17 protein-coding genes are annotated in these 19,324 nt (G+C 65.7%); 3 read left to right on the forward strand and 14 right to left on the reverse strand.

Going from position 1 to position 19,324, the window contains the following annotated elements:
• Positions 1-4: 4 nt before the first annotated feature.
• The 11 genes from dxr to IVB26_RS22520 all read right to left on the reverse strand — a co-directional run bounded on the left by dxr (position 5) and on the right by IVB26_RS22520 (position 14,948).
• Positions 5-1,228 carry a 1-deoxy-D-xylulose-5-phosphate reductoisomerase gene (gene dxr, locus IVB26_RS22470; protein ID WP_247967460.1) on the reverse strand — a complete coding sequence of 408 codons (1,224 nt, stop codon included), beginning with the start codon at positions 1,226-1,228 and terminating at the stop codon, positions 5-7.
• 4 nt (positions 1,229-1,232) lie between these two features.
• Positions 1,233-2,075 carry a phosphatidate cytidylyltransferase gene (locus IVB26_RS22475; protein WP_246926313.1) on the reverse strand — a complete coding sequence of 281 codons (843 nt, stop codon included), beginning with the start codon at positions 2,073-2,075 and terminating at the stop codon, positions 1,233-1,235.
• Positions 2,072-2,830 carry an isoprenyl transferase gene (locus IVB26_RS22480; RefSeq protein ID WP_247967461.1) on the reverse strand — a complete coding sequence of 253 codons (759 nt, stop codon included), beginning with the start codon at positions 2,828-2,830 and terminating at the stop codon, positions 2,072-2,074. The genes IVB26_RS22475 and IVB26_RS22480 overlap by 4 nt, the downstream gene beginning before the upstream one ends.
• A 12-nt stretch (positions 2,831-2,842) precedes the next feature.
• Positions 2,843-3,406, reverse strand: a complete 564-nt coding sequence (gene frr / locus IVB26_RS22485) for a ribosome recycling factor (RefSeq protein ID WP_246931230.1) — start codon at positions 3,404-3,406, stop codon at positions 2,843-2,845.
• A 66-nt stretch (positions 3,407-3,472) separates the two neighbouring features.
• Positions 3,473-4,189, reverse strand: coding sequence for a UMP kinase (gene pyrH / locus IVB26_RS22490; RefSeq protein ID WP_247967462.1), 717 nt, complete (start codon positions 4,187-4,189; stop codon positions 3,473-3,475).
• A 61-nt stretch (positions 4,190-4,250) separates the two neighbouring features.
• Positions 4,251-5,174: a translation elongation factor Ts gene (gene tsf / locus IVB26_RS22495; RefSeq protein WP_247967463.1), complete on the reverse strand. Its 924-nt coding sequence runs from the start codon at positions 5,172-5,174 to the stop codon at positions 4,251-4,253.
• 131 nt (positions 5,175-5,305) lie between these two features.
• A complete protein-coding gene (locus IVB26_RS22500) occupies positions 5,306-6,301 on the reverse strand; it encodes a 30S ribosomal protein S2 (RefSeq protein ID WP_247967464.1) in 996 nt (331 codons plus the stop codon).
• Between the two features lie 208 nt (positions 6,302-6,509).
• Positions 6,510-9,152, reverse strand: coding sequence for a caspase family protein (locus IVB26_RS22505; RefSeq protein ID WP_247967465.1), 2,643 nt, complete (start codon positions 9,150-9,152; stop codon positions 6,510-6,512).
• 201 nt (positions 9,153-9,353) lie between these two features.
• Positions 9,354-10,094 (reverse strand): carbonic anhydrase, encoded by a 741-nt coding sequence (locus tag IVB26_RS22510; protein ID WP_247967466.1) that lies wholly within the window; start codon positions 10,092-10,094, stop codon positions 9,354-9,356.
• Between the two features lie 142 nt (positions 10,095-10,236).
• On the reverse strand, positions 10,237-13,740 hold the full coding sequence (dnaE, locus tag IVB26_RS22515) for a DNA polymerase III subunit alpha (protein ID WP_247967467.1): 3,504 nt from the start codon (positions 13,738-13,740) through the stop codon (positions 10,237-10,239).
• A 488-nt stretch (positions 13,741-14,228) separates the two neighbouring features.
• Positions 14,229-14,948, reverse strand: coding sequence for an outer membrane protein (locus IVB26_RS22520; protein WP_247967468.1), 720 nt, complete (start codon positions 14,946-14,948; stop codon positions 14,229-14,231).
• Between the two features lie 253 nt (positions 14,949-15,201).
• On the opposite strand from IVB26_RS22520, the gene IVB26_RS22525 reads away from it, so the two are divergent.
• Positions 15,202-15,522, forward strand: coding sequence for a DUF3551 domain-containing protein (locus IVB26_RS22525; protein WP_247973249.1), 321 nt, complete (start codon positions 15,202-15,204; stop codon positions 15,520-15,522).
• A 1-nt stretch (position 15,523) separates the two neighbouring features.
• Positions 15,524-15,790: a DUF3551 domain-containing protein gene (locus tag IVB26_RS22530; RefSeq protein ID WP_247967469.1), complete on the forward strand. Its 267-nt coding sequence runs from the start codon at positions 15,524-15,526 to the stop codon at positions 15,788-15,790.
• A gap of 26 nt (positions 15,791-15,816) precedes the next feature.
• On the opposite strand, the gene IVB26_RS22535 is transcribed toward IVB26_RS22530, so the two are convergent.
• A complete protein-coding gene (locus tag IVB26_RS22535; RefSeq protein ID WP_247967470.1) occupies positions 15,817-16,455 on the reverse strand; it encodes an HD domain-containing protein in 639 nt (212 codons plus the stop codon).
• 44 nt (positions 16,456-16,499) lie between these two features.
• Positions 16,500-16,961, reverse strand: a complete 462-nt coding sequence (locus IVB26_RS22540; protein WP_247967471.1) for a carboxymuconolactone decarboxylase family protein — start codon at positions 16,959-16,961, stop codon at positions 16,500-16,502.
• 114 nt (positions 16,962-17,075) lie between these two features.
• Here IVB26_RS22540 and pdxR point away from each other — a divergent pair, with 114 nt between their 5' ends.
• Positions 17,076-18,485 (forward strand): MocR-like pyridoxine biosynthesis transcription factor PdxR, encoded by a 1,410-nt coding sequence (gene pdxR, locus IVB26_RS22545; RefSeq protein WP_247967472.1) that lies wholly within the window; start codon positions 17,076-17,078, stop codon positions 18,483-18,485.
• A gap of 22 nt (positions 18,486-18,507) precedes the next feature.
• On the opposite strand, the gene map is transcribed toward pdxR, so the two are convergent.
• On the reverse strand, positions 18,508-19,257 hold the full coding sequence (gene map, locus IVB26_RS22550; RefSeq protein WP_247967473.1) for a type I methionyl aminopeptidase: 750 nt from the start codon (positions 19,255-19,257) through the stop codon (positions 18,508-18,510).
• Between the last annotated feature and the right edge of the window lie 67 nt (positions 19,258-19,324).

Raw genomic sequence — 19,324 nt, forward strand, 5'->3', positions numbered from 1 at the left:
CCATCTAGGATGCCTTTAAGGCAATTTGAGGCAATAGGGCGGCAGCCCTATTTCGAGCAACATGGTCAACAGAGATTGCATCGTCGGCGGACGTCAGGGGCGCCTGGTTCCCGCTGCGGATCCAGTCGTCCAGGGTCGCCTCCACCAGCCGGGCGATCGCGCCGAACCGGATCTTGCCGGCGATGAACGCGGCGACCGCAACCTCGTTGGCCGCGTTGTAAACGGTGGTCGCCCCCTTCCCGGTCCGGAGCGAATCGAAAGCCAGCCGAAGCCCGGGGAAGCGCTCGAAATCGGGCGCCTCGAAGGTCAGCTGGCCGATCTTGGCGAGGTCCAGCTTGGCCGCCGGCCCCTTGATGCGATCGGGCCAGCCAAGGCAGTGCGCGATCGGGGTGCGCATGTCGGGCGCGCCGAGCTGGGCCACCACCGAGCAGTCGGAAAACTCGACCATGCCGTGGATGATCGACTGCGGATGAACGAGCACGTCGATCTCGTCGGGCGTGAGCGCGAACAGATAGGACGCCTCGATCACCTCGAGCCCCTTGTTCATCATCGAGGCGGAATCGATCGTGATCTTCTGGCCCATGCTCCAGTTCGGATGCTTCAGGGCCTGCGCGAGGGTCGCCTGCTCGATATCCGCCGGCTTCCAGGTCCGGAACGGGCCGCCCGAGGCCGTGATGATGACGCGGACGAGCTCATCGCGATTGCCTGAAGCGAGCGCCTGGAACAGCGCATTGTGCTCGGAATCGGCCGGCAGGATGCAGGCCCCGGCCTTGGCCGCACGCTGCATGAAGAAATCACCGGCGCAGACCAGACATTCCTTGTTGGCCAGCGCCACATGCGCGCCGCGATCGACCGCTGCCAGTGCCGGCTTCAATCCGGCGGCGCCGCTCACGGCCGCCATCACCCAATCGGCCGGACGCGCGCCGGCTTCGATCACCGCGCTTTCACCGGCGCCGCATTCCGTGCTCGTTCCCGCGAGCGCGGACTTGAGCTCGGCGAGCTTGGAGGTGTCGGCGATTGCGACGTAGCGCGCGGAAAATTCCTTCGCGAGCTTCGCTAGCGCTTCGACGTTGCTGTTCGCCGTCAAGGCCTCGACGCGGTAACGCTCGGGCGAGGCGCGCAGCAGATCCATCGTGCTGTCGCCGATCGAACCGGTGGCGCCGAGAACCGAGACGCTGCGGACGTCGGACGCAGCAAGCCTGTTATTACGCAATGGGACTGCGCTCATATCCTCACCAAACCATAAGACCGCTTCCGGCGCTATGCACACCATGGCGGAGAAAGCCGATAATCCATGCCGCCAGGATGGCGGCGACAAAGCCGTCCAGGCGGTCCATAAGCCCGCCATGGCCGGGAATTAAGTGACTGGAATCCTTGACGCCGAAGCGCCGCTTCACTGCGGATTCGAACAGATCGCCGAGCGCCGATACCACCGAGAGGATGGCGCTGACGAGCAGCAATGGCGCCATCTTTCCGAGCCCGCAAGCCGCAAAGCCGACCGCAACCAGGAGGCTTGCGACAAAGCCGCCGATCGCGCCCGCCCAGGTCTTCTTGGGGCTCACGCGCGGCCATAGCTTCGGTCCGCCGATGCTGCGGCCGGCGAAATAGCCGCCGATATCGGTTGCCCACACCACCAGCAGCACGAACATCAATGCCGAGAAGCCGTTGACGAGATCCTTCCGGAGCAGGATTGAGGCGAGTAGCGCCGCCGCCGCATACGCGAACCCGGTCGCGGCCCAAATGAATTTGCCGCGCGCCATCAGCGTCACGATCGCGCCGCCGATGAGGCCGACGATGACGGAGGTCTTGAGCCCGCCAAAAGCGACAGCGGCCCCCATCATCGCGATGACCACCGTCCCTGCCCCGGTCAGCGCGGCCGATCCCGCGCCCACCACCGTCAGCCATTCTGCGAATAGTCCGATCGAGACGAGGGTGACGAGCAACACCCACAGCCAGCCGCCGGCATAAGCGATCGCAATGGTCAGCGGCGCCAGCACCAGCGCTGCGAGGACTCGCATCACGAGATTGCTCGGGGCAGGCTTGGCGCCCGCCGGTGCGGCGTCTTGTTCGCTCACGAGGCGGTTTTCGCGACCAGGCCGCCGAAACGGCGCTCGCGCCTGGCGAATTCGGCGATCGCGCTTTCCAGCGCCGCCTTGTCGAAATCGGGCCAGTGGATCGGCACGAACACGAGTTCGCTATAGGCGGCCTGCCACATCAGGAAATTGGACAGGCGCTGCTCGCCGCTGGTGCGGATGATGAGGTCGGGATCCGGAATATCAGGCGCATCGAGATGCGCGCCGAGCGTCTCGGCGTCGATCGAATCAGGGTCGCGCCTCCCCTCCGCGACCTCGCGGGCAAGCTTCTGCGCCGCCTTCGCGATCTCCTGCCGCGAGCCGTAGTTGAAGGCGACGACGAGCGTGAGGCGCGTGTTGTCGCGCGTCAGCTCTTCGGCCTCGTTCAAAAGCGCGCAGATGTCGCCCTCCAGCCCTTCGCGCTCGCCGATGATGCGGACCTTGACGCCGTCACGATGCAGGCTCGCCAGGTCGTTACGGATGAAGCGGCGGAGCAGACCAAAGAGATCGCCGATTTCGCTCGCCGGGCGCGACCAGTTCTCCGAAGAGAAGGAGAAGATGGTGAGATAGCGGATGCCGAGCTCGTGCGAGGCACGCACGACGCGGCGCAGAGCCTCGACGCCGCGGCGATGCCCCTCCGCACGCGGCAGACCGCGCGCGGCCGCCCAGCGCCCGTTGCCATCCATGATGATGGCGACATGCGCGGGCGCCTCGGACCGATCTGGTCCTTCCGTTGCGGGCGCGGCGGCGTTGGACATGAAGGCGATGCCTTAAACGGTGAGGACTTCTTTTTCCTTGGCGGCCAGCAGCTGGTCGATTTCGGCGATCGTGCTGTCGGTCGCCTTCTGCACCTCGTCGGCGTGGCGCTTCTGGTCGTCCTCCGACATCTCGTGGTTCTTCTCGAGCTTCTTGAGGACGTCGAGACCGTCGCGGCGGACGTGGCGCGCGGCGACCTTGGCGGCTTCCGCATATTTATGCGCGACCTTCACCAGCTCCTTGCGCCGCTCCTCGTTGAGCTCGGGGATGCGCAGACGCAGCACCTGGCCCTCGGTCGCGGGCGACAGGCCGAGATTGGAATCGACGATCGCCTTCTCCACCGCCTTGACCATCGACTTGTCCCAGACCTGGACCGAGATCAGGCGCGGCTCCGGCACGCTGACGGTGGCGAGCTGGTTCAGCGGCATGTGACTGCCGTAAGCGTCGACCTGCACCGGATCGAGCATCGAGGCGGAGGCGCGCCCCGTCCGCAGGCCGCCGAGCTCGTGCTTGAGGGAGGCGACGGCGCCCTGCATGCGGCGCTTCACTTCGTTGAGGTCGAAATTTTCCGTGGGCATCACGTTTCTCCTTCAAAATCCCGGCGGCTGCTCGGCGCCCTTCCCTCGGGCGCGCCAGACGAGCCGTCAGCCGGCGACGATGGTTCCGTGGCCGACGCCGCGCAGAATCGCGCCGATCGACCCCGGCTCCGCGATCGAGAATACGATGATAGGCAGCGACGTCTCGCGGGCAAGCGCGAAGGCGGTCGCATCCATCACCTTGTAGCCACCCTCGATCGCCTGCGAATGGGTCAGCCGGTCAAACCGCGTGGCGGACGGATCCTTCTTCGGATCGGCCGAGTAGACGCCGTCGACATTAGTCGCCTTCAGCACCGCCTGGGCGCCGATCTCGGCGGCGCGCAACACCGCGGTTGTATCGGTGGTGAAGAACGGATTGCCGGTGCCGCCGCCAAGCAGCACGATGCGGCCTTCGGCGAGATATTTGTGCGCCGCAGTGCGGGTGAACAGCTCGGAAATCTCGGGCATAAGGAAGGCCGACAGCGTGCGCGCCGGCGTGCCCTTCCGCTCGATCGCCGCTTCTAGGGCGAGGCAGTTCATCATGGTGGCGAGCATGCCCATGGTGTCGCCGGTCGGGCGCGACACGCCGCGGGCCGAGACCTCGACGCCGCGCACGATATTGCCGCCGCCGATCACGACCGCAACCTCGGTGCCGAGCTTGCGGGCCGCGATCAGGTCGTCCGCAACCCGGTCGACTGTCGGCTGATCGATGCCAAAGCCTTGCTGTCCCGCGAGATATTCGCCGGACAGCTTGATCACGACGCGACGATAGACCGGATCAGTCATGAGCACTTTTCCTTGTCCGGGCGCCGCTTCCGGCGGCACGCCGGAAGGAACGTTCCGGCGCTTACTTCTTGCCGCTGGCCGCGGCGACCTCGGCTGCGAAGTCGCTTTCCTGCTTCTCGATTCCCTCACCGAGAGCATAGCGCACAAAGCCCGCGATCTTTACAGCGCCGCCGACCTTGCCCTCGGCCTCCTTCACCGCCTGCGCCACCGACTTGCCGGTGTCGTGGATGAAGGCCTGCTCGAGCAAACAGACTTCCTTGTAGTAGGTCTTGAGGCCGGACTCGACGATCTTCTCGATCACGTTCTCGGGCTTGCCCTGCTGGCGATATTTGTCGGCGAGCACGTCCTTCTCGCGCTTGACGACCGCCGGATCGAGGCCGGACGGACCGAGCGCCAGCGGGTTGGCGGCAGCGACATGCATCGCGATCTGGCGGCCGAGGGCTGCGAGCTCGTCGGCCTTGCCGGGCGATTCCAGCGCCACGATCACGCCCATCTTGCCGGCGCCGTCGACGACGGCACCGTGGACGTAATGCGCCACGACGCCCTGGCTCACCTCGAGCGAAGCTGCGCGGCGCAGCGTCATGTTCTCGCCGATGGTGGCGATCGCGTCATTGATCGCGGCTTCGACCGTGACCTCACCGACCTTGGCGGCCTTGATCTTCTCGACATCGGCGCCGGCGTCGAATGCGACCTGGGCGACCAGCTTGACCAGGCCCTGGAATTGACCGTTGCGCGCGACGAAGTCGGTCTCGGAGTTGACCTCGACCACGACGCCCTTGGTGCCCTTGGTGAGCGCGCCGATCAGACCCTCGGCCGCAACGCGGCCCGACTTCTTGGCGGCCTTGGACAGCCCCTTCTTGCGCAGCCAATCCTGCGCCGCTTCCATGTTGCCGTCGTTCTCGGTCAGCGCGGCCTTGCAGTCCATCATGCCCGCGCCGGTCGACTCGCGCAGGTCCTTGACCATCGCAGCTGTGATCGTTGCCATCGTTGAAAATCCTTTGTGCCTGCCGGTTCGCCGCGGCGCGGCCTGATCGCCTCGCCGCGGTCCATCTCAGGGATTCGCGTCAACTGAAATGGTGGCCGGATCCTATCCGGCCAACCCATCGCTCTTTTTGACTATTCCGCTTCCGCGGTCAGCGCCTTGGCCTTGGCCACCCAGGCATCCGCACGGCTCGGCAGACCGACTTCTTCGCCGATCTTGTGCGCGGTGTCGTGGTCGAGCTCGGCGAGCTGCCAGTAGTGGAAGATGCCGAGGTCGTTGAACTTCTTCTCGATCGCACCCGACACGCCCGGGAGCTTCTTGAGATCGTCGGCGGTGCCGCGCGGACCTGCAAGGCCCTGGAAGCCGCTCGACGAGGCCGCCGGCAGCTCTTCAGCAAGCGGACGGGCGGACGCGCCGACGTCGATGCCCGAATCACCCTGGGCGCGGGAGATGCCGTCGATCGCGGCGCGCGCGATCAGGTCGCAATAAAGCGCGATCGCACGGCCGGCGTCGTCATTGCCCGGCACCACATAGGTGATGCCCTTGGGGTCCGAATTGGTGTCGACGATCGCGGCGACCGGGATGTTGAGGCGCTGGGCCTCCTGGATCGCGATGTCTTCCTTGTTGGTGTCGATGACGAAGATCAGGTCGGGCAGACCGCCCATGTCCTTGATGCCGCCGAGCGAGCGGTCGAGCTTGTCGCGCTCGCGCTGAAGCGTCAGGCGCTCCTTCTTGGTGTAGGAGCTGGCATCGCCGCCGGCCAGCACGTCGTCGAGGTGACGCAGGCGCTTGATCGAGGCCGAGATCGTCTTCCAGTTGGTCAGCGTGCCGCCGAGCCAGCGCGAATTGACGAAATACTGCGCGCAGCGCTTGGCAGCGTCCGCGACGCCGTCCTGCGCCTGGCGCTTGGTGCCGACGAACAGGATACGGCCGCCCTTGGCGACGGTGTCGCTGACCGCCTGCAAGGCCGTGTGCAGCATCGGCACGGTCTGCGCGAGGTCGACGATGTGAATGTTGTTGCGAGCGCCGAAAATGAACGGAGCCATTTTCGGATTCCAGCGGTGAGACTGGTGACCAAAGTGCACGCCAGCTTCAAGCAGCTGACGCATAGTGAAATCGGGTATTGCCATCGTTCTAATTCTCCGGTTGGTTCCTCCGGAAACGTGTGAGCAAAACGGAGCGTTCTCGCCCCGGCTGCCACCGGACGGCCTTGTGAGCCATGTTTCCGTGTGAGATGGCGCGCTGTATAGCGCCATTTCGGCCAGAAGCAAGGAAATAAGGGCCTTTCGGGGGCGGTATTCGCCTCCGGGAGGCCTTTCATGGCGGGCGGGCCGTCCCCTAGCACTTCGGCTGGTTCGGCGGACATTTCTTCGCCGCAGGCGGCGGCGCTGCGGGACGCGGCGGAGGCGCTGCCGGGCGCGGCGGGGGTGGTGGTGCGACCGCCATCCGGGGCGGTGGCGGGGGAGCCGGCCGAGCGACCGGCGACGGTGGCGCTGCACGCGCCATTGGGGGCGGTGCGGGCCGGGCAATGGGCGGTGGTGGTGCCGGGCGCGCTACGGCCACGGGCGGAGGCGCAGCCCTTTGCGGCGGAGGTGGTGCGACCCGAGGCGGTGGCGGCGGGGTCGGTCTCGCCAGAGCTTGTGGATGGGCTGGGGGCGCAACGGGCTTGGCGGCCTGCGGCGGCGCAGCGGGCCGCTGACCTTGAACCCTGGACGGCTCCCGTGCTGCCACGGGCGGCGGTGGAGGTGCCACCGGCTTGACCGTGTTCGGGACGGCCGGTTTGCCCGCAGCCGCGCTCGGCGGCGGCAAACCGCCCGGCTGCGGGCCGGTCGGCCTGCCGCGCGGGTCAGTCGCGGACGGAGGCGATGCCGCAGGCTTGGGCAGCCCAGCGGACGGGGTCGTCCCTCCGGAAGCCGGCGGCTGGTTGGGCGCCGTAGCGGTTGCCGCGTTCGGCTGCGCCGGGGGGATATTGCCGGCGGGCGACGGGGTAGTCGCAACGGGTTTGCCATGGGATGGGGCGGCGCCGGGCGCGCCCCCTGCCCGTGCTGGGGGCGGCGGTCCGCCAGGCGTCCCGGGCACCGGCAGCGTATTGGCCTGCGGCAGCGTATTGGCCTGCGGCAGCTTGGCCGGTGCCGCTGCTTGCGGGGTCGCAGCAGCGTTGCCAGCCGGGACCGTCGCGGTCGGACTCGGCGTGCCGTTCGGCGTGACAACGCCGGGCACCACCCCTGCCCCGGCGGCTGGAGCGCCAGGAGTGCCAGGTGCCGGCAAGGTATTGGCCTGCGGCGGCTTTGCGCCCGCCGGCGGCGGCGCTGTCGTGAGAGGAGCGACATTGGCCGGAGGCGGTGCCGCGGGACCGGGCCTTGCCGTCGGCTGGATGGTTGCGCTCGGCGGCATCGGCGCCTTGCCCTGCTGGATCAGCGCGGCTCGCTGTACGACCGCCTGCGGCACGGCGGGTCCGGCCGGGTTGGCACGGCCGGCGACCGCGGGCGCCAGATTGCCCAGCGCGGGCCCTGCGCCCGTCGGCGGAGCCGGCGGGCGGTTGATCACGGTGTTGATGACCGTCGTATTGTGGATGTTCTGATAGATGATGTTGTTCGGCGGCGGCGCGACATAGACCGGCGGCCTGACGAACACCGGGATCGGCACGAACACCGGCTGCGGCAGCACGAACAGGCCGACCACCGGCAGCGGCGGCGGCAGCACGATGAAATCCGGCGGCGGCGGCGGCAGATAATAGACCGGCGGCGGCGGTGGCGGCACGAAGCCGAAATCGGGGTCGCTGAAATACAGCACCGGGCGATCGACATAGACCACCTCCTCCGGCGGCGGTGGCGGCACGTCGTAGTCGATCATCGCAAAGGTCGGCGGCGGCTCGGCCGGTGCGGTGAGAATCGCGAGGCGCCGGCGTGCATCGGCCGCGTGCGGCCCGCGCGGATAGCGGCGCAGATACGACCAATAGGCCTCCGGCGTGTCGTTCCGGTAGGTGCGCCGCCAGGTGATCGCCTCGCGGCGCGCCGCGACGATCGCCATCACGCGCTTCGACAAGGGATCACCGGGATAGGCCGCGAGGAATTCCTCATAGGCCGGCAGCGTGTCGCGCTCGAGCGCGGCGGCATAGGCATCCTGCACGCCGAGATCTCGGATCGGCTTGCTCCTGATCGCGGCGACCTGGTCGGGCGCGGTCTCCGGCGGCGGCGCGTCGGGCGCCCGCTCGAAGAACGAAAACGGGGCTGTGATCTTCTGCTCGTTCCAGGGCACTTGCGCACCCTTCGAGGCCTCGTTGACGCGCAGGCGGACGCGGTCGAACACCTCAGGCAGCGGCAGGCCGCCGGTGCGGATCATCTCGGCCAGCGACTGGGCGTAAATGCCGTAGGGGCCCGGCTCCTCCGGCGCCACCGTGCCGGGCGCCGCGTTGAAGGCGATCAGCATGTTCGGATCAGGTTCGACCAGCGCCAGGCCGCTGGCGATCGGCTGGCCGCCCTCGATGAAGGGCTGCGCGCGGGCAGCATCGAGCACGACGATGTTGGCCTTGAGCGGAATAGCGGCAAGCTGCCGCGCATAGTCGCTGATGCGCAAGGCCTCGGTCGGGATGTCGGTATCGCGGGTGATGTTGGAATCGACTGGGATGAAATAGTTCTCGCCGGCGAGTTGCACGCCGTAGCCGGCCAGATAGACCATCGCGACGGTGCCTGGTCCCGACGCCTGCGCCTTCTGGACGAAATCGCGAAAACTCTTGCGCAGCGTGTCGCCGTCGAGGTCGCGCGCGCCGACCACGTCGAAGCCCGCCGCCTGCAGCGTCTGGGCGATCAGGCCGGCATCGTTCGCGGTGCTCGCCAGCGGCGACTTGGCGTAGGCACCATTGCCGACCACGAGCGCGATGCGCTTCTCCTGCTGCTGGGCGCCCGCTGGTCCCGGCGCGCCCGCGGCAAGCGCCACGATCGGCAGGAGAAGGCAGATGAAGAGTTTGAGCGTCCCACGCATGGCTTGCTTGCCCGCTAGTGTCGTTGAGGTGCCGCGCGCATCCAGGCGCGCAGCCGGCTGAATGGTGCTTGAACGAAAGCTTGAATAACGAAAGGCTTGAATTATGAAAGGCTTGGATTGAGGCGGTGGCGTGGCCAGATCGTTCCGGCCGTCAGCCCCAGGCCAGCCTCGCTGCCCTGCGGCACCCCGCTCCGTCCTCGTTCATCCCTGCGCAATCAGGTCGACCGTCCCCGTCTTGAGCCGGTAGATGCCGCCCAGGACATTCAGCTTGCCCTGCTCCACGGCCGCATTGAGGATCGGCGCCGCCGACTTCAGCTTCGCGACGTTATCGATCACGTTCTGCCGAATCGCCTGGTCGAGCACCTCCCCGCCCTGCTGCATGGCCGCCTTGGCGGCAGGCGCGATCGCATCCACGAGCGCGGGGATGTGGCCGGGCGGCGACGTGTTGTCCTTGATCGCCTTCAGCGTCGCATCGACGGCGCCGCAAGCGTCGTGGCCGAGAACGAGGATCAGCGGCGCGCCCAGCACGGCGACCGCATATTCCATGCTGGCAATGGTCTCGACGCCGGCGAAATTTCCGGCGACGCGGCAGACGAACAGATCGCCGCGGCCGGTGTCGAAGGCATATTCCGGCGCGATGCGTGAATCGGCGCAGCTCAGCACCGCCGCGAACGGGTTCTGCCCGCCGGCCAGCGCCTCGCGCTCGTGCTTGAAATCGTGCCGCCGCGACACGCCCTGGACATAGCGCGCATTGCCCTCCGTCAGACGCTTCAAGGCGGCATCCGGCGAGAGCACGTTCTGCGGCTTGGGCGGCGCCTTCGCCTCCTTGGCAAGGGCCCTGCCAGTGAAGGCGAGGCCGAGCGCAGAGGCCGCAAGCAGCATCGCGGACCGCCGCGAGGGGACGAACCCGTCATGTCGAGATTCAGAGCACTTGTGGCACATCTCTCATCTCCTCCCGGCGCGATCGAAGCCGTCGCCGCGAATACGCGACGACGCCGCGATCATAGCCGCGATGACGTGACGAAACCACAACATCTGCCGCCCGAACCCGCGGCCTTCACGGGGGTGCGTCCGCGGCGCGCGATCATAGCTGCTGCACGTCCACCACGCCCGCGACCGCCTTGATCGCGCCGGCGATCTGCGGCGAGACCTTGAAGCGGCCGGGCAGCTTCATCTCGACTTCGGTCTCGAGGTCGAGCATCATCACCAGTGAGACCTCGCCATCGCCGTTCGAGCGTGGTGCGATGCCCGGACTGCCGATCTTTGGCGCGGCGCCATTCGATGCGGCCATGTCGGGGCTGGCCAACCGCTTGGCAATCGACTCCAGCGGCTTGGTGTCGCGCACAAAGATGCGCAGCCCCTTCTGCGTCTTGGCGGCGGCATCATCCAGCGGCTCCGCATGCAGCACGCGGGCGCGCACGTCCTCGCCCTGGAGCTCGGCCCCGAGCTGCAGCAGCACGGCGGCGCCCGGCTCCAGCACATCGCGATATTGCGCGAGGCCTTCGGAGAACAGCACCGCCTCGAAATGGCCGGTCGGATCAGACAGGCCCATGATGCCCATCTTGTTGCCGGTCTTGGTGCGCCGTTCCATGCGCGACACCACGGTGGCCGCGACCTTGCCGGCGGTGGCGCCGGTCTTCACGGCGCGCGAGAATTCGGCCCAGCTCTGCACCCGCAGGCGCTTCAGCACTGTGGCGTAATCGTCGAGCGGATGTCCCGACAGGAAGAATCCGATCGCATCATATTCGCGGCGCAGCTTTTCGGCCGGCAGCCACGGCTCGATCTGCGGCAGCATGATGGTCGGTGCATCCGCCGACATCCCGAACATGTCGTTCTGGCCGATGGTCTCGGCCTGATGCGCGCGCTGGCAGGCGGCGAGGATCGAGTCCGCGCCGGCGAAGACGCGGGCGCGGTTCGGCTCCAGCGTGTCGAAGGCGCCGGCGGCGGCGAGACTTTCGATGATGCGCTTGTTGATCGCGCGCGGATTGACCCGCGCGGCAAAGTCGGCGAGCGAGGTGAACAATCCCCGCTTGGTGCGCTCCTCGATGATCTGCTCAATCGCCTGGATGCCGACGCCCTTGAGCGCTGCGAGCGCGTAGTAGATCGTCTTTTCGCCGACCTCGAAGGTCGCGCCGGAGCGGTTGACGTTCGGCGGCTCGACCTTGATGCCGAGGCGCTGCGCCTCCGAGCGGAATTCAGAGAGCTTGTCGGTGTTGTTGAGATCGAGCGTCATCGACGCCGCGATGAACTCCACCGGATAATGCGCCTTCATGTAGGCGGTGTGGTAGGACACCAGCGCATAGGCCGCCGCGTGGCTCTTGTTGAAGCCGTAGTCGGCGAACTTGGCGAGCAGCTCGAAGATGGTCTCGGCCTGTGCCTTCGGCACGCCGTTCTTCACCGCGCCCGCGACGAAGATGTCGCGCTGCTTGTCCATCTCGGCGCGGATCTTCTTGCCCATGGCGCGGCGCAGGAGGTCGGCGTCGCCGAGCGAATAGCCCGACATCACCTGCGCGATCTGCATCACCTGTTCCTGGTAGATGATGACGCCGAAGGTCTCTTTCAGGATCGGCTCCAGCACGGGATGCAGATATTCCGGCTCCTCGTCGCCGTGCTTGCGCGCACAATAGGTCGGGATGTTCGCCATCGGGCCCGGGCGATACAGCGCGACCAGCGCGATGATGTCCTCGAACCGGTCCGGGCGCATGTCGACCAGCGCGCGCCGCATGCCCTGGCTTTCAACCTGGAACACGCCGACCACCTCGCCGCGCGCCAGCATCTGGTAGCTCTCGGCATCGTCGATCGGCAGCGTCGCAAGATCGACGTCGATGTTGCGCGGCTTGAGCAGCTTGCACGCGACGTCGAGCACGGTCAGCGTCTTCAGGCCGAGGAAGTCGAACTTGACGAGGCCGGCCGGCTCGACCCACTTCATGTTGAACTGGGTCACCGGCATGTCGGATTTGGGATCGCGGTAGAGCGGCACGAGCTCGCTCAGGGGCCGATCGCCGATGACGATGCCGGCCGCATGGGTCGAGGCATGGCGCGTCAGGCCTTCCAGGCGCTGGGCGATGTCGAAGGCGCGCGCGACCACCGGGTCTTCGTCGCGAAACGCCTGGAGCTTTGGCTCGCTCTCGATCGCCGCGGCGAGCGTCACCGGCGCGGCCGGATTCTGCGGCACGAGTTTTGTGAGTTTGTCGACCTGCCCGTAAGGCATTTGCAGGACGCGGCCGACGTCGCGCAGCACACCGCGCGCCTGCAGCGTACCGAAGGTGATGATCTGCGCGACCTGGTCGCGGCCGTAGCGCTGCTGCACGTAGCTGATCACCTCGCCGCGGCGGTCCTGGCAGAAGTCGATGTCGAAGTCCGGCATCGAGACGCGTTCGGGATTGAGGAAGCGCTCGAACAGCAGGCCGAACTTGATCGGATCGAGGTCGGTGATGGTCAGCGCCCAGGCGACCAGCGAGCCTGCGCCGGAGCCGCGGCCCGGCCCGACCGGAATCCCTTGGCCCTTCGCCCATTTGATGAAGTCGGACACGATCAGGAAGTAGCCCGCGTATTTCATGCGCATGATGACGTCGAGCTCGAACGCCAGGCGCTTGTTGTAGTCCTCTTCCGTGGTGCCCTGCGACAGGCCGTGGACGCTGAGACGGTTGGCAAGCCCCGCCTCCGCCTGGCGCTTCAATTCCGCCGACTCGACCGCCGCGGCGTCCGAGCTCTGCGCGGCGCCGACGGTGAAGAACGGCAGGATCGGCTTGCGCGTCATCGGCCGGAACGAGCAGCGCTCGGCAATCTCCACCGTCGAGGCCAGCGCCTCCGGAATGTCGGCGAACAGCACCGCCATCTCGGCGCGGGTCTTGAAACGGTGATCGGGCGTGAGCTGCTCGCGCTCGGTCTCCGCGATCAGCCGCCCGCCGGCGATGCAGAGCAGTGCATCATGCGCTTCGTAATCGTCGGTCGAGGCGAAATACGGCTCGTTGGTCGCAACCAGCGGCAATCCCTTGGCGTAGGCCATGTCGATCAGGCCGCTTTCGACACGCCGCTCCTTGTCGGTGTTGTGGCGCTGCAATTCGATGTAGAGGCGGTCGCCGAACAGGCCGGCCAGACGCTCGCAGCGCAGTGCGGCAAGTTCGGCGTGACCGCCGGCAAGCGCCAGCGAGATCGGCCCGTCCGGTCCGCCCGTCAGCGCGATCAGTCCTTCGGTCTCGCCGTCGAACCAGTCGAGCCTGACGAACGGAGCATGGCTGTCTGGCGATTCGAGGAACGCGCGCGAGTTCAGCCGCATCAGGCTGCGATAGCCGCGCTCCTGCGCCGCCAGCAGCACCACGCGCGAGGGCCCCATCGCGTTGCGCGCGTTCGGATCCTGGTCACCGAAATCGATCGCCAGCTCGCAGCCGACGATCGGCTGGATGCCGGAGCCCGCCATCTTGTCGGAGAACTCCAGCGCACCGAACAGATTGTCGGTGTCGGTCAGTGCCAGGGCCGGCTGGTGATCCTTCTTGGCAAGCTCGGCGAGCTTGGCGATCTTGATCGAGCCCTTGAGCAGCGAATAGGCCGAGTGAACGTGAAGGTGAACAAATCCGGCGCTCGGCATGGTCGCGTGACGGCCTCTTGCAGATGAGATGGAGCGGTCGCCGGCTCTTCAAGGCATCATGCCCTCGCCCGGCCGACTCGCCTCACAATGGTGAGGTGTCACTGCTCCAGAGTCCACGCCGGAGCGGCCGATTCGCCGCGTCGTCCCGCTTTTCCCCAAGGGGCCACCGACAAGAGGAGCACCGGTTCACAAGCCGCCGCCCTGGAGCTGCGGAATCAGAGCTGCGGTATGACCTGGGCCCAGATGGCGATCATCCCTACGAACAGCGTGATGGACGCCAGGGCTGCAGCTTCTTCCACGAAAATCTTGAACATGATCTCGCTCCCTTGCTAGAACGTATGAAGAACATTGTTCTCATTTCGTTCTCAGGAGTCAAGCCACCTCAACCATCCCGCAATCGAATGGTTAACTCGTTGAATCCGCACAATAAAAAAAGCCCCGGCGCAAGGCCGGGGCTTTCGACAAACGCCCGAAGAGAGCGATTGATATCAGTAACGGCCGAGGATCGGGCCGCCGAACTTGTAGTTCAGGCGAACGAGGCCCATGTCCACGTCCTGCTTGACGCGCTCGACAGCGCCACTGGCAAAGGTGACGTCGTGGTCGCCGAGGAAGATGTGATTGTACTCGACGCCGACCGACCAGTTCGGAGCAAAGCCAAACTCCAGGCCCGCGCCGACCGTGCCACCCCAACGGGTCTCATCGGCCCGGTCGAGGTTCGCACCCGTGACAGCGCTGTAAACGTCGTACTTGTTGCTGACGACGGCCGCACCGCCCTTCGCGTAGAGCAGGACGTTGTTCCAGGCATAGCCAACCTGGCCGGTGATCAGACCGAACGAGTCGACACGCGTGCGGTTCCGGAAGCCGGTGATGCCGCTGATGTTGTCGCCCGAGAAGTCGGCCCAGTTGCCCTGGCCTTCGACGCCGAACACGAACTGGCCGGACTGCAAGCGGTAACCGACCTGACCACCGACCGTGCCGCCAGTGGAATTGTGGGAGCCTTCGGGGCCGAAGCCGACGAGGTTCCACGAGGTATCGGCCGAACCGCCGCCGCCGTTGATACCGATGTAGAAGCCGCTCCAGTCGTAGATCGCGGCGACCATCGCTGGCGCCTTGGTGTAGGGCCGTGCCGCGAGATCAGCAGCCAGCGCCGGCGCAGTCGCGCTCAGCGCGACAAGGCTCACAGCAGCAAGCAACAAATTCTTCTTCATTTGAGTCCCGTTCCAGTTTCGTCGTTAGGCCCCCTGGCCGCGCAGTGGTCATAACAGCGAACAACGGAATTGCTGTAACCTCGACGCCACAGTTCGCACCAAAGGCCCGCGCTTCATGAATGAAGATTTATCAACGCGGGCTGGAAACCCTTTGAAACAAGTGTTTTCTGTAGTTCCAATGTCGGCAACACGAGATAAATTGCATGCACGCGTAACAACGTCGCTCGCACGTTCGCGTGATGGAGAATTGAAGATGCCTAGACGAGTTGCCCTCCCCATTGTGGCCACATTTTCGCTCGCACTCGCCACATTTGCACTCTCGTCGAGCGCAAGCACACCGGCGCGCGCGTTCGGCACGCACCATCCATTTTGCCTCACCGGCGATGAATGGCCGGGTCTGAGCAATTGCAGGTTCGACACCTACGCGCAGTGTCAGGCAAGCGCATCGGGTCGCGCGCTGACCTGCATCGCGAATCCCTTCTTCGCCGGACAGAGCGACGACCCCTACGCCTACCAGAATCGTCCGCGCGCGCAGACGCCGGGTTATTCACCCGGCTACTACCTGCCGCGCTGAGATGCACCGCCCTCGCCTCGCACTCGTCGTGATCGGTCTGCTCCTCGCGGGCGGATCTGCACGCGCGCAGACCTATGATCCGAGCTATCCCGTGTGCATGCAGATCTACGGCCCCGTCGGCTATTTCGACTGCCGCTACGGCTCGCTCGAACAGTGCAGATATCTCGCCGTCGGACGTTCGGCGAGTTGCGTGGTGAATCCGTATTTCTCGCAGAGGAAACCGCCGCCCTCTCGTCGCTCCAGACGCGGTGCAGCTGACACCGAATGATTCCCCAACTATTGCCTTCGCGTCCCTCAGCTTTGCCAAGGCGTATTGCGGATGCGCGTGCACGCGTTCGGCTTGCGGAAACTCGGATCGTGATCTTCGATGTAGTCGAAATTGACCGTCCCGAACGTCGTCTGCGGCTTCTTCAGGGCCGAACAGGTCTGCACCTTGAGGAATTCGTTCTTGAAGTCGCCACGCGGAAACGCTGATATCACCTGGTCCCGCTGCTCCGGTGTGTAGTCGTCATATCCAACGCCGACGACGTCCACCAAAACGCCTGCGTTGGTGAGAGCGATCTCCGGCCTCATATATTGTGGAATGCCGGGCGTGGTGTGCAGCGCGATTGCTTCCCAGACCAGATCGGCCTGCGGCTCGGCGATACCGCGCGTCCGGAGAAACTCACGCGCAGCGTCGGCTCCGTCGACCTCAAATCGCTTTGTCTGCGTGTGATAATGATCGACCAAGCCGAGGTCGTGGAACAGCGCCGCGACATAGAGCAGCTCGGAATCGAATTTCAGTTTCTGACGCAGCCCCTTCATCGCGCCGAACACGTAGACGCGGACGGAATGATTGAACAGCATGTCGTCTTCGTAGCTGCGCACCAATTCAGTGGCCTCTCGCGCCAGTTGGCTGTCGGGAATTTTGACGCCGGAAATCACGCTCGTCATTTTCAAGCTCCTGCTTTGCGTTTCGGCTGATGCCGCACGATCCGTCAGGCCGCCTTCTCGAGCGCGGCCTGCGGCATATTTCGGAAGCTGATCGACATACGATTGTACGCATTCATCAGGCTGATGGCGATCGTGAGATCGACAAGTTCACGCTCACCGAAGACCGCGCGGGCAGCCTGATACGCCTCATCCGGCACGCCCGTCTCGGCGACGCGAGTCACCGTCTCGGCCCATGCGAGCGCCGCGCGCTCGCGTTCGTCGAAGAGATCGCCGGCCTCAGCCCATGCCTGGACCAGCGCGAGCTTTTCGATCTTCACCCCGCTCTTGAGCAGATCGCGGGTGTGCATGTCGAGGCAGTAGGCGCAATTGTTGATCTGCGAGATGCGCAGGTAAGCGAGGGTCACCAGCGTCGCGGAAAGTCCGCTCTGCATGACGTAGCCATAGACGCCGCCGAGCGCCTTCGCGCCTGCCGGTGCGATGTGGTTGTAGTTGAGGCGTTCACTCATCTGCATTCTCCTTGATGATCGAGGGGACAAGCACTCCCCCTTCCTCTCTCAAATGCCCTCGCTCTGGTTCATAAAAAAGAACCAAGAACGCACGAAAATCATGTACCAAGAACCATGACCAAACCGCTGCGGCTGGAGCTCGATCGGTCCGCGAAGGCACCGCTGGCAGAGCAGATCCACAAAGGGATCAGGGCCGCCATCGAAAGCGGCGTGCTCGCACCGGGCGCACGCCTGCCTTCATGGCAGGATCTGGCCGCCCAGCTTGGCGTTGCGCGCGGCACCGTACGCTCAGCCTATGAAAAGCTCGCATCCGCCCAACTGATTGTCGCAGCCCGCGCGACAGGCACGCATGTCGCGGACCGGCCGCGCCTCCCCGTGCGGCGGGACAAGGCCCCCGCCCCCGGCTCATTCATGGAAATGTACCAGGAGCTCACGGCGGGCCCGGCGATCTTCCAGATGGGCGTGCCTTCACAGGAGACCTTTCCTGCGACGCTGCTCGCGCGAATGCGGTCGCGGGCGGTTCGTGTCGAAATGAGCGCTCCTACGATTTACCCCGATCCGCGCGGCGAGCCGGACTTGCGAGATGAGATCGCGGCCTACCTTGCGCTGGCGCGCGGGATCGAGTGCACGCCGTCCCAGATCATCATCACCAGCGGCTTCAGCGGCGGCCTCGGCCTGACGCTCCGTGTCCTCGGCATCGAGCAAAAGCAGAAGGTCTGGATCGAGGATCCCGGCTTTCCCTTCACCCGGCACGGGCTCGGGCTTGCGGGATTGTCGATCGTGCCGATCCCGGTTGACGATGATGGCATTGATGTCGATTTCGGGCTGCAACATGCACCCGACGCGGCGCTGGTTGTCGTGACCCCAGGGCAGCAAGCGCCGCTCGGATCCACACTGTCACTGGCACGGCGCGCGCGCCTGCTCGACTGGGCGGCCCAAAGCAAGGCATGGGTGATCGAGGATGATTATCTGAGCGAACTTCAACTTAAGGGCCGGGCCACGCCGGCGCTCGCCTCGCTCGATCGCGCGGGCCGGGTTATTCACATCGGCTCCTTCAGCAAGACCATAACCCCTGCCTTGCGGCTCGGCTTTGTCGTGGTACCCGCCGCTCTGGCGTCGCGATTCGCCGAGACTGCGGCGTGCCTCGCGCCGGCACCCGGGCCCGCGGTGCAGCTCGCCACGGCCGATTTCATGCGCGACGGCCATTATCTCAGGCATCTGCGACGCACGAAGCGCACCTACGCCGCGCAAGGCGATGCGTTGCTGAAATACCTTCGCCCACGCACCGCAAACGTTGCGATTGCCGGATTGGCGGCGGTGCTGCGATTGCCGGACCGGGCATCCGATCTTGCCATCGCCCGGGAAGCAGCACCGCTTGGGCTGGCGCCTACGCCGCTGTCGCTCTGGTATGCGTCGAAGGCTTCGGCGCGCCCAGGACTGTTGCTGGGTATCGCAACGTCTCCGCTCAGGAGGATCGAGGTGTCCTGCGACCGGCTCCTCAAGATCATCAACCGCCCATCGTGATTCGACTCCGGCCTCGATGACCTTAACCAGCCAGCGTCACGATCAAAGGTCCGTTTCGCGTGGCGATCACGGTGTGCTCGTACTGGACGGTCGGTGCCGCGGGGCTGCTATAGAGCGTCCACGGATCATCGCCATCCTCTGCCCACTCGGCGCCAAGAGACAGGAATGGCTCGACGGTGAACACCAGGCCCTCGTTCATGAGGCGGCGCTCGGAGCGGTCGGGCCATGTTGCGATCTCGGTCGGCTCCTCGTGGAGCGACAGGCCGACGCCATGACTGGCGAGATTGCGGACCAGGCTGTAACCGTTCTTGCGCGCAAACGTCCCGATGGCTTGACCGATGCCGGCAATCGGTTTGCCGGCTCCGACCTGCTGCAGGCCCGTCCACATCGCGCGCCGGCCATCCCTGCAAAGACGTTCGACAGCGCGCGTTGCGGGCAGAACGGCGAACGAGGCGCCCGTATCGGCAAACAAGCCGTTCTTCTCGGCTGACACGTCGATGTTCACGAGGTCGCCGCGCGCGATCCGCCGCTCGCCAGGAATGCCGTGAGCGATCTCCTCGTTCACGCTGATGCAAGTCGCCCCGGGAAAATCGTAGGCGAGCTCCGGGGCCGAACGCGCTCCGGCGCCCTCCAGGAGCTTTCGCCCGATCAGGTCGAGTTCGGAGGTGGTCATGCCCGGCTCAAGCGCCTTCCCCATCGCCTCCAGCGTATTGGCGACGATACGCCCGATCTCTTTCAGGCGCGTGAGGTCGTCGTCATCCGAGATCGTCATGCCATGCTCTTCCGAAAGCGCTGGCATAGCGCTTGCGAAGCCGGCTTGCAAACCGCAGAGTTCTCCT

The organism is Bradyrhizobium sp. 195 (assembly GCF_023101665.1).
In the GTDB taxonomy this organism is placed as follows: domain Bacteria; phylum Pseudomonadota; class Alphaproteobacteria; order Rhizobiales; family Xanthobacteraceae; genus Bradyrhizobium.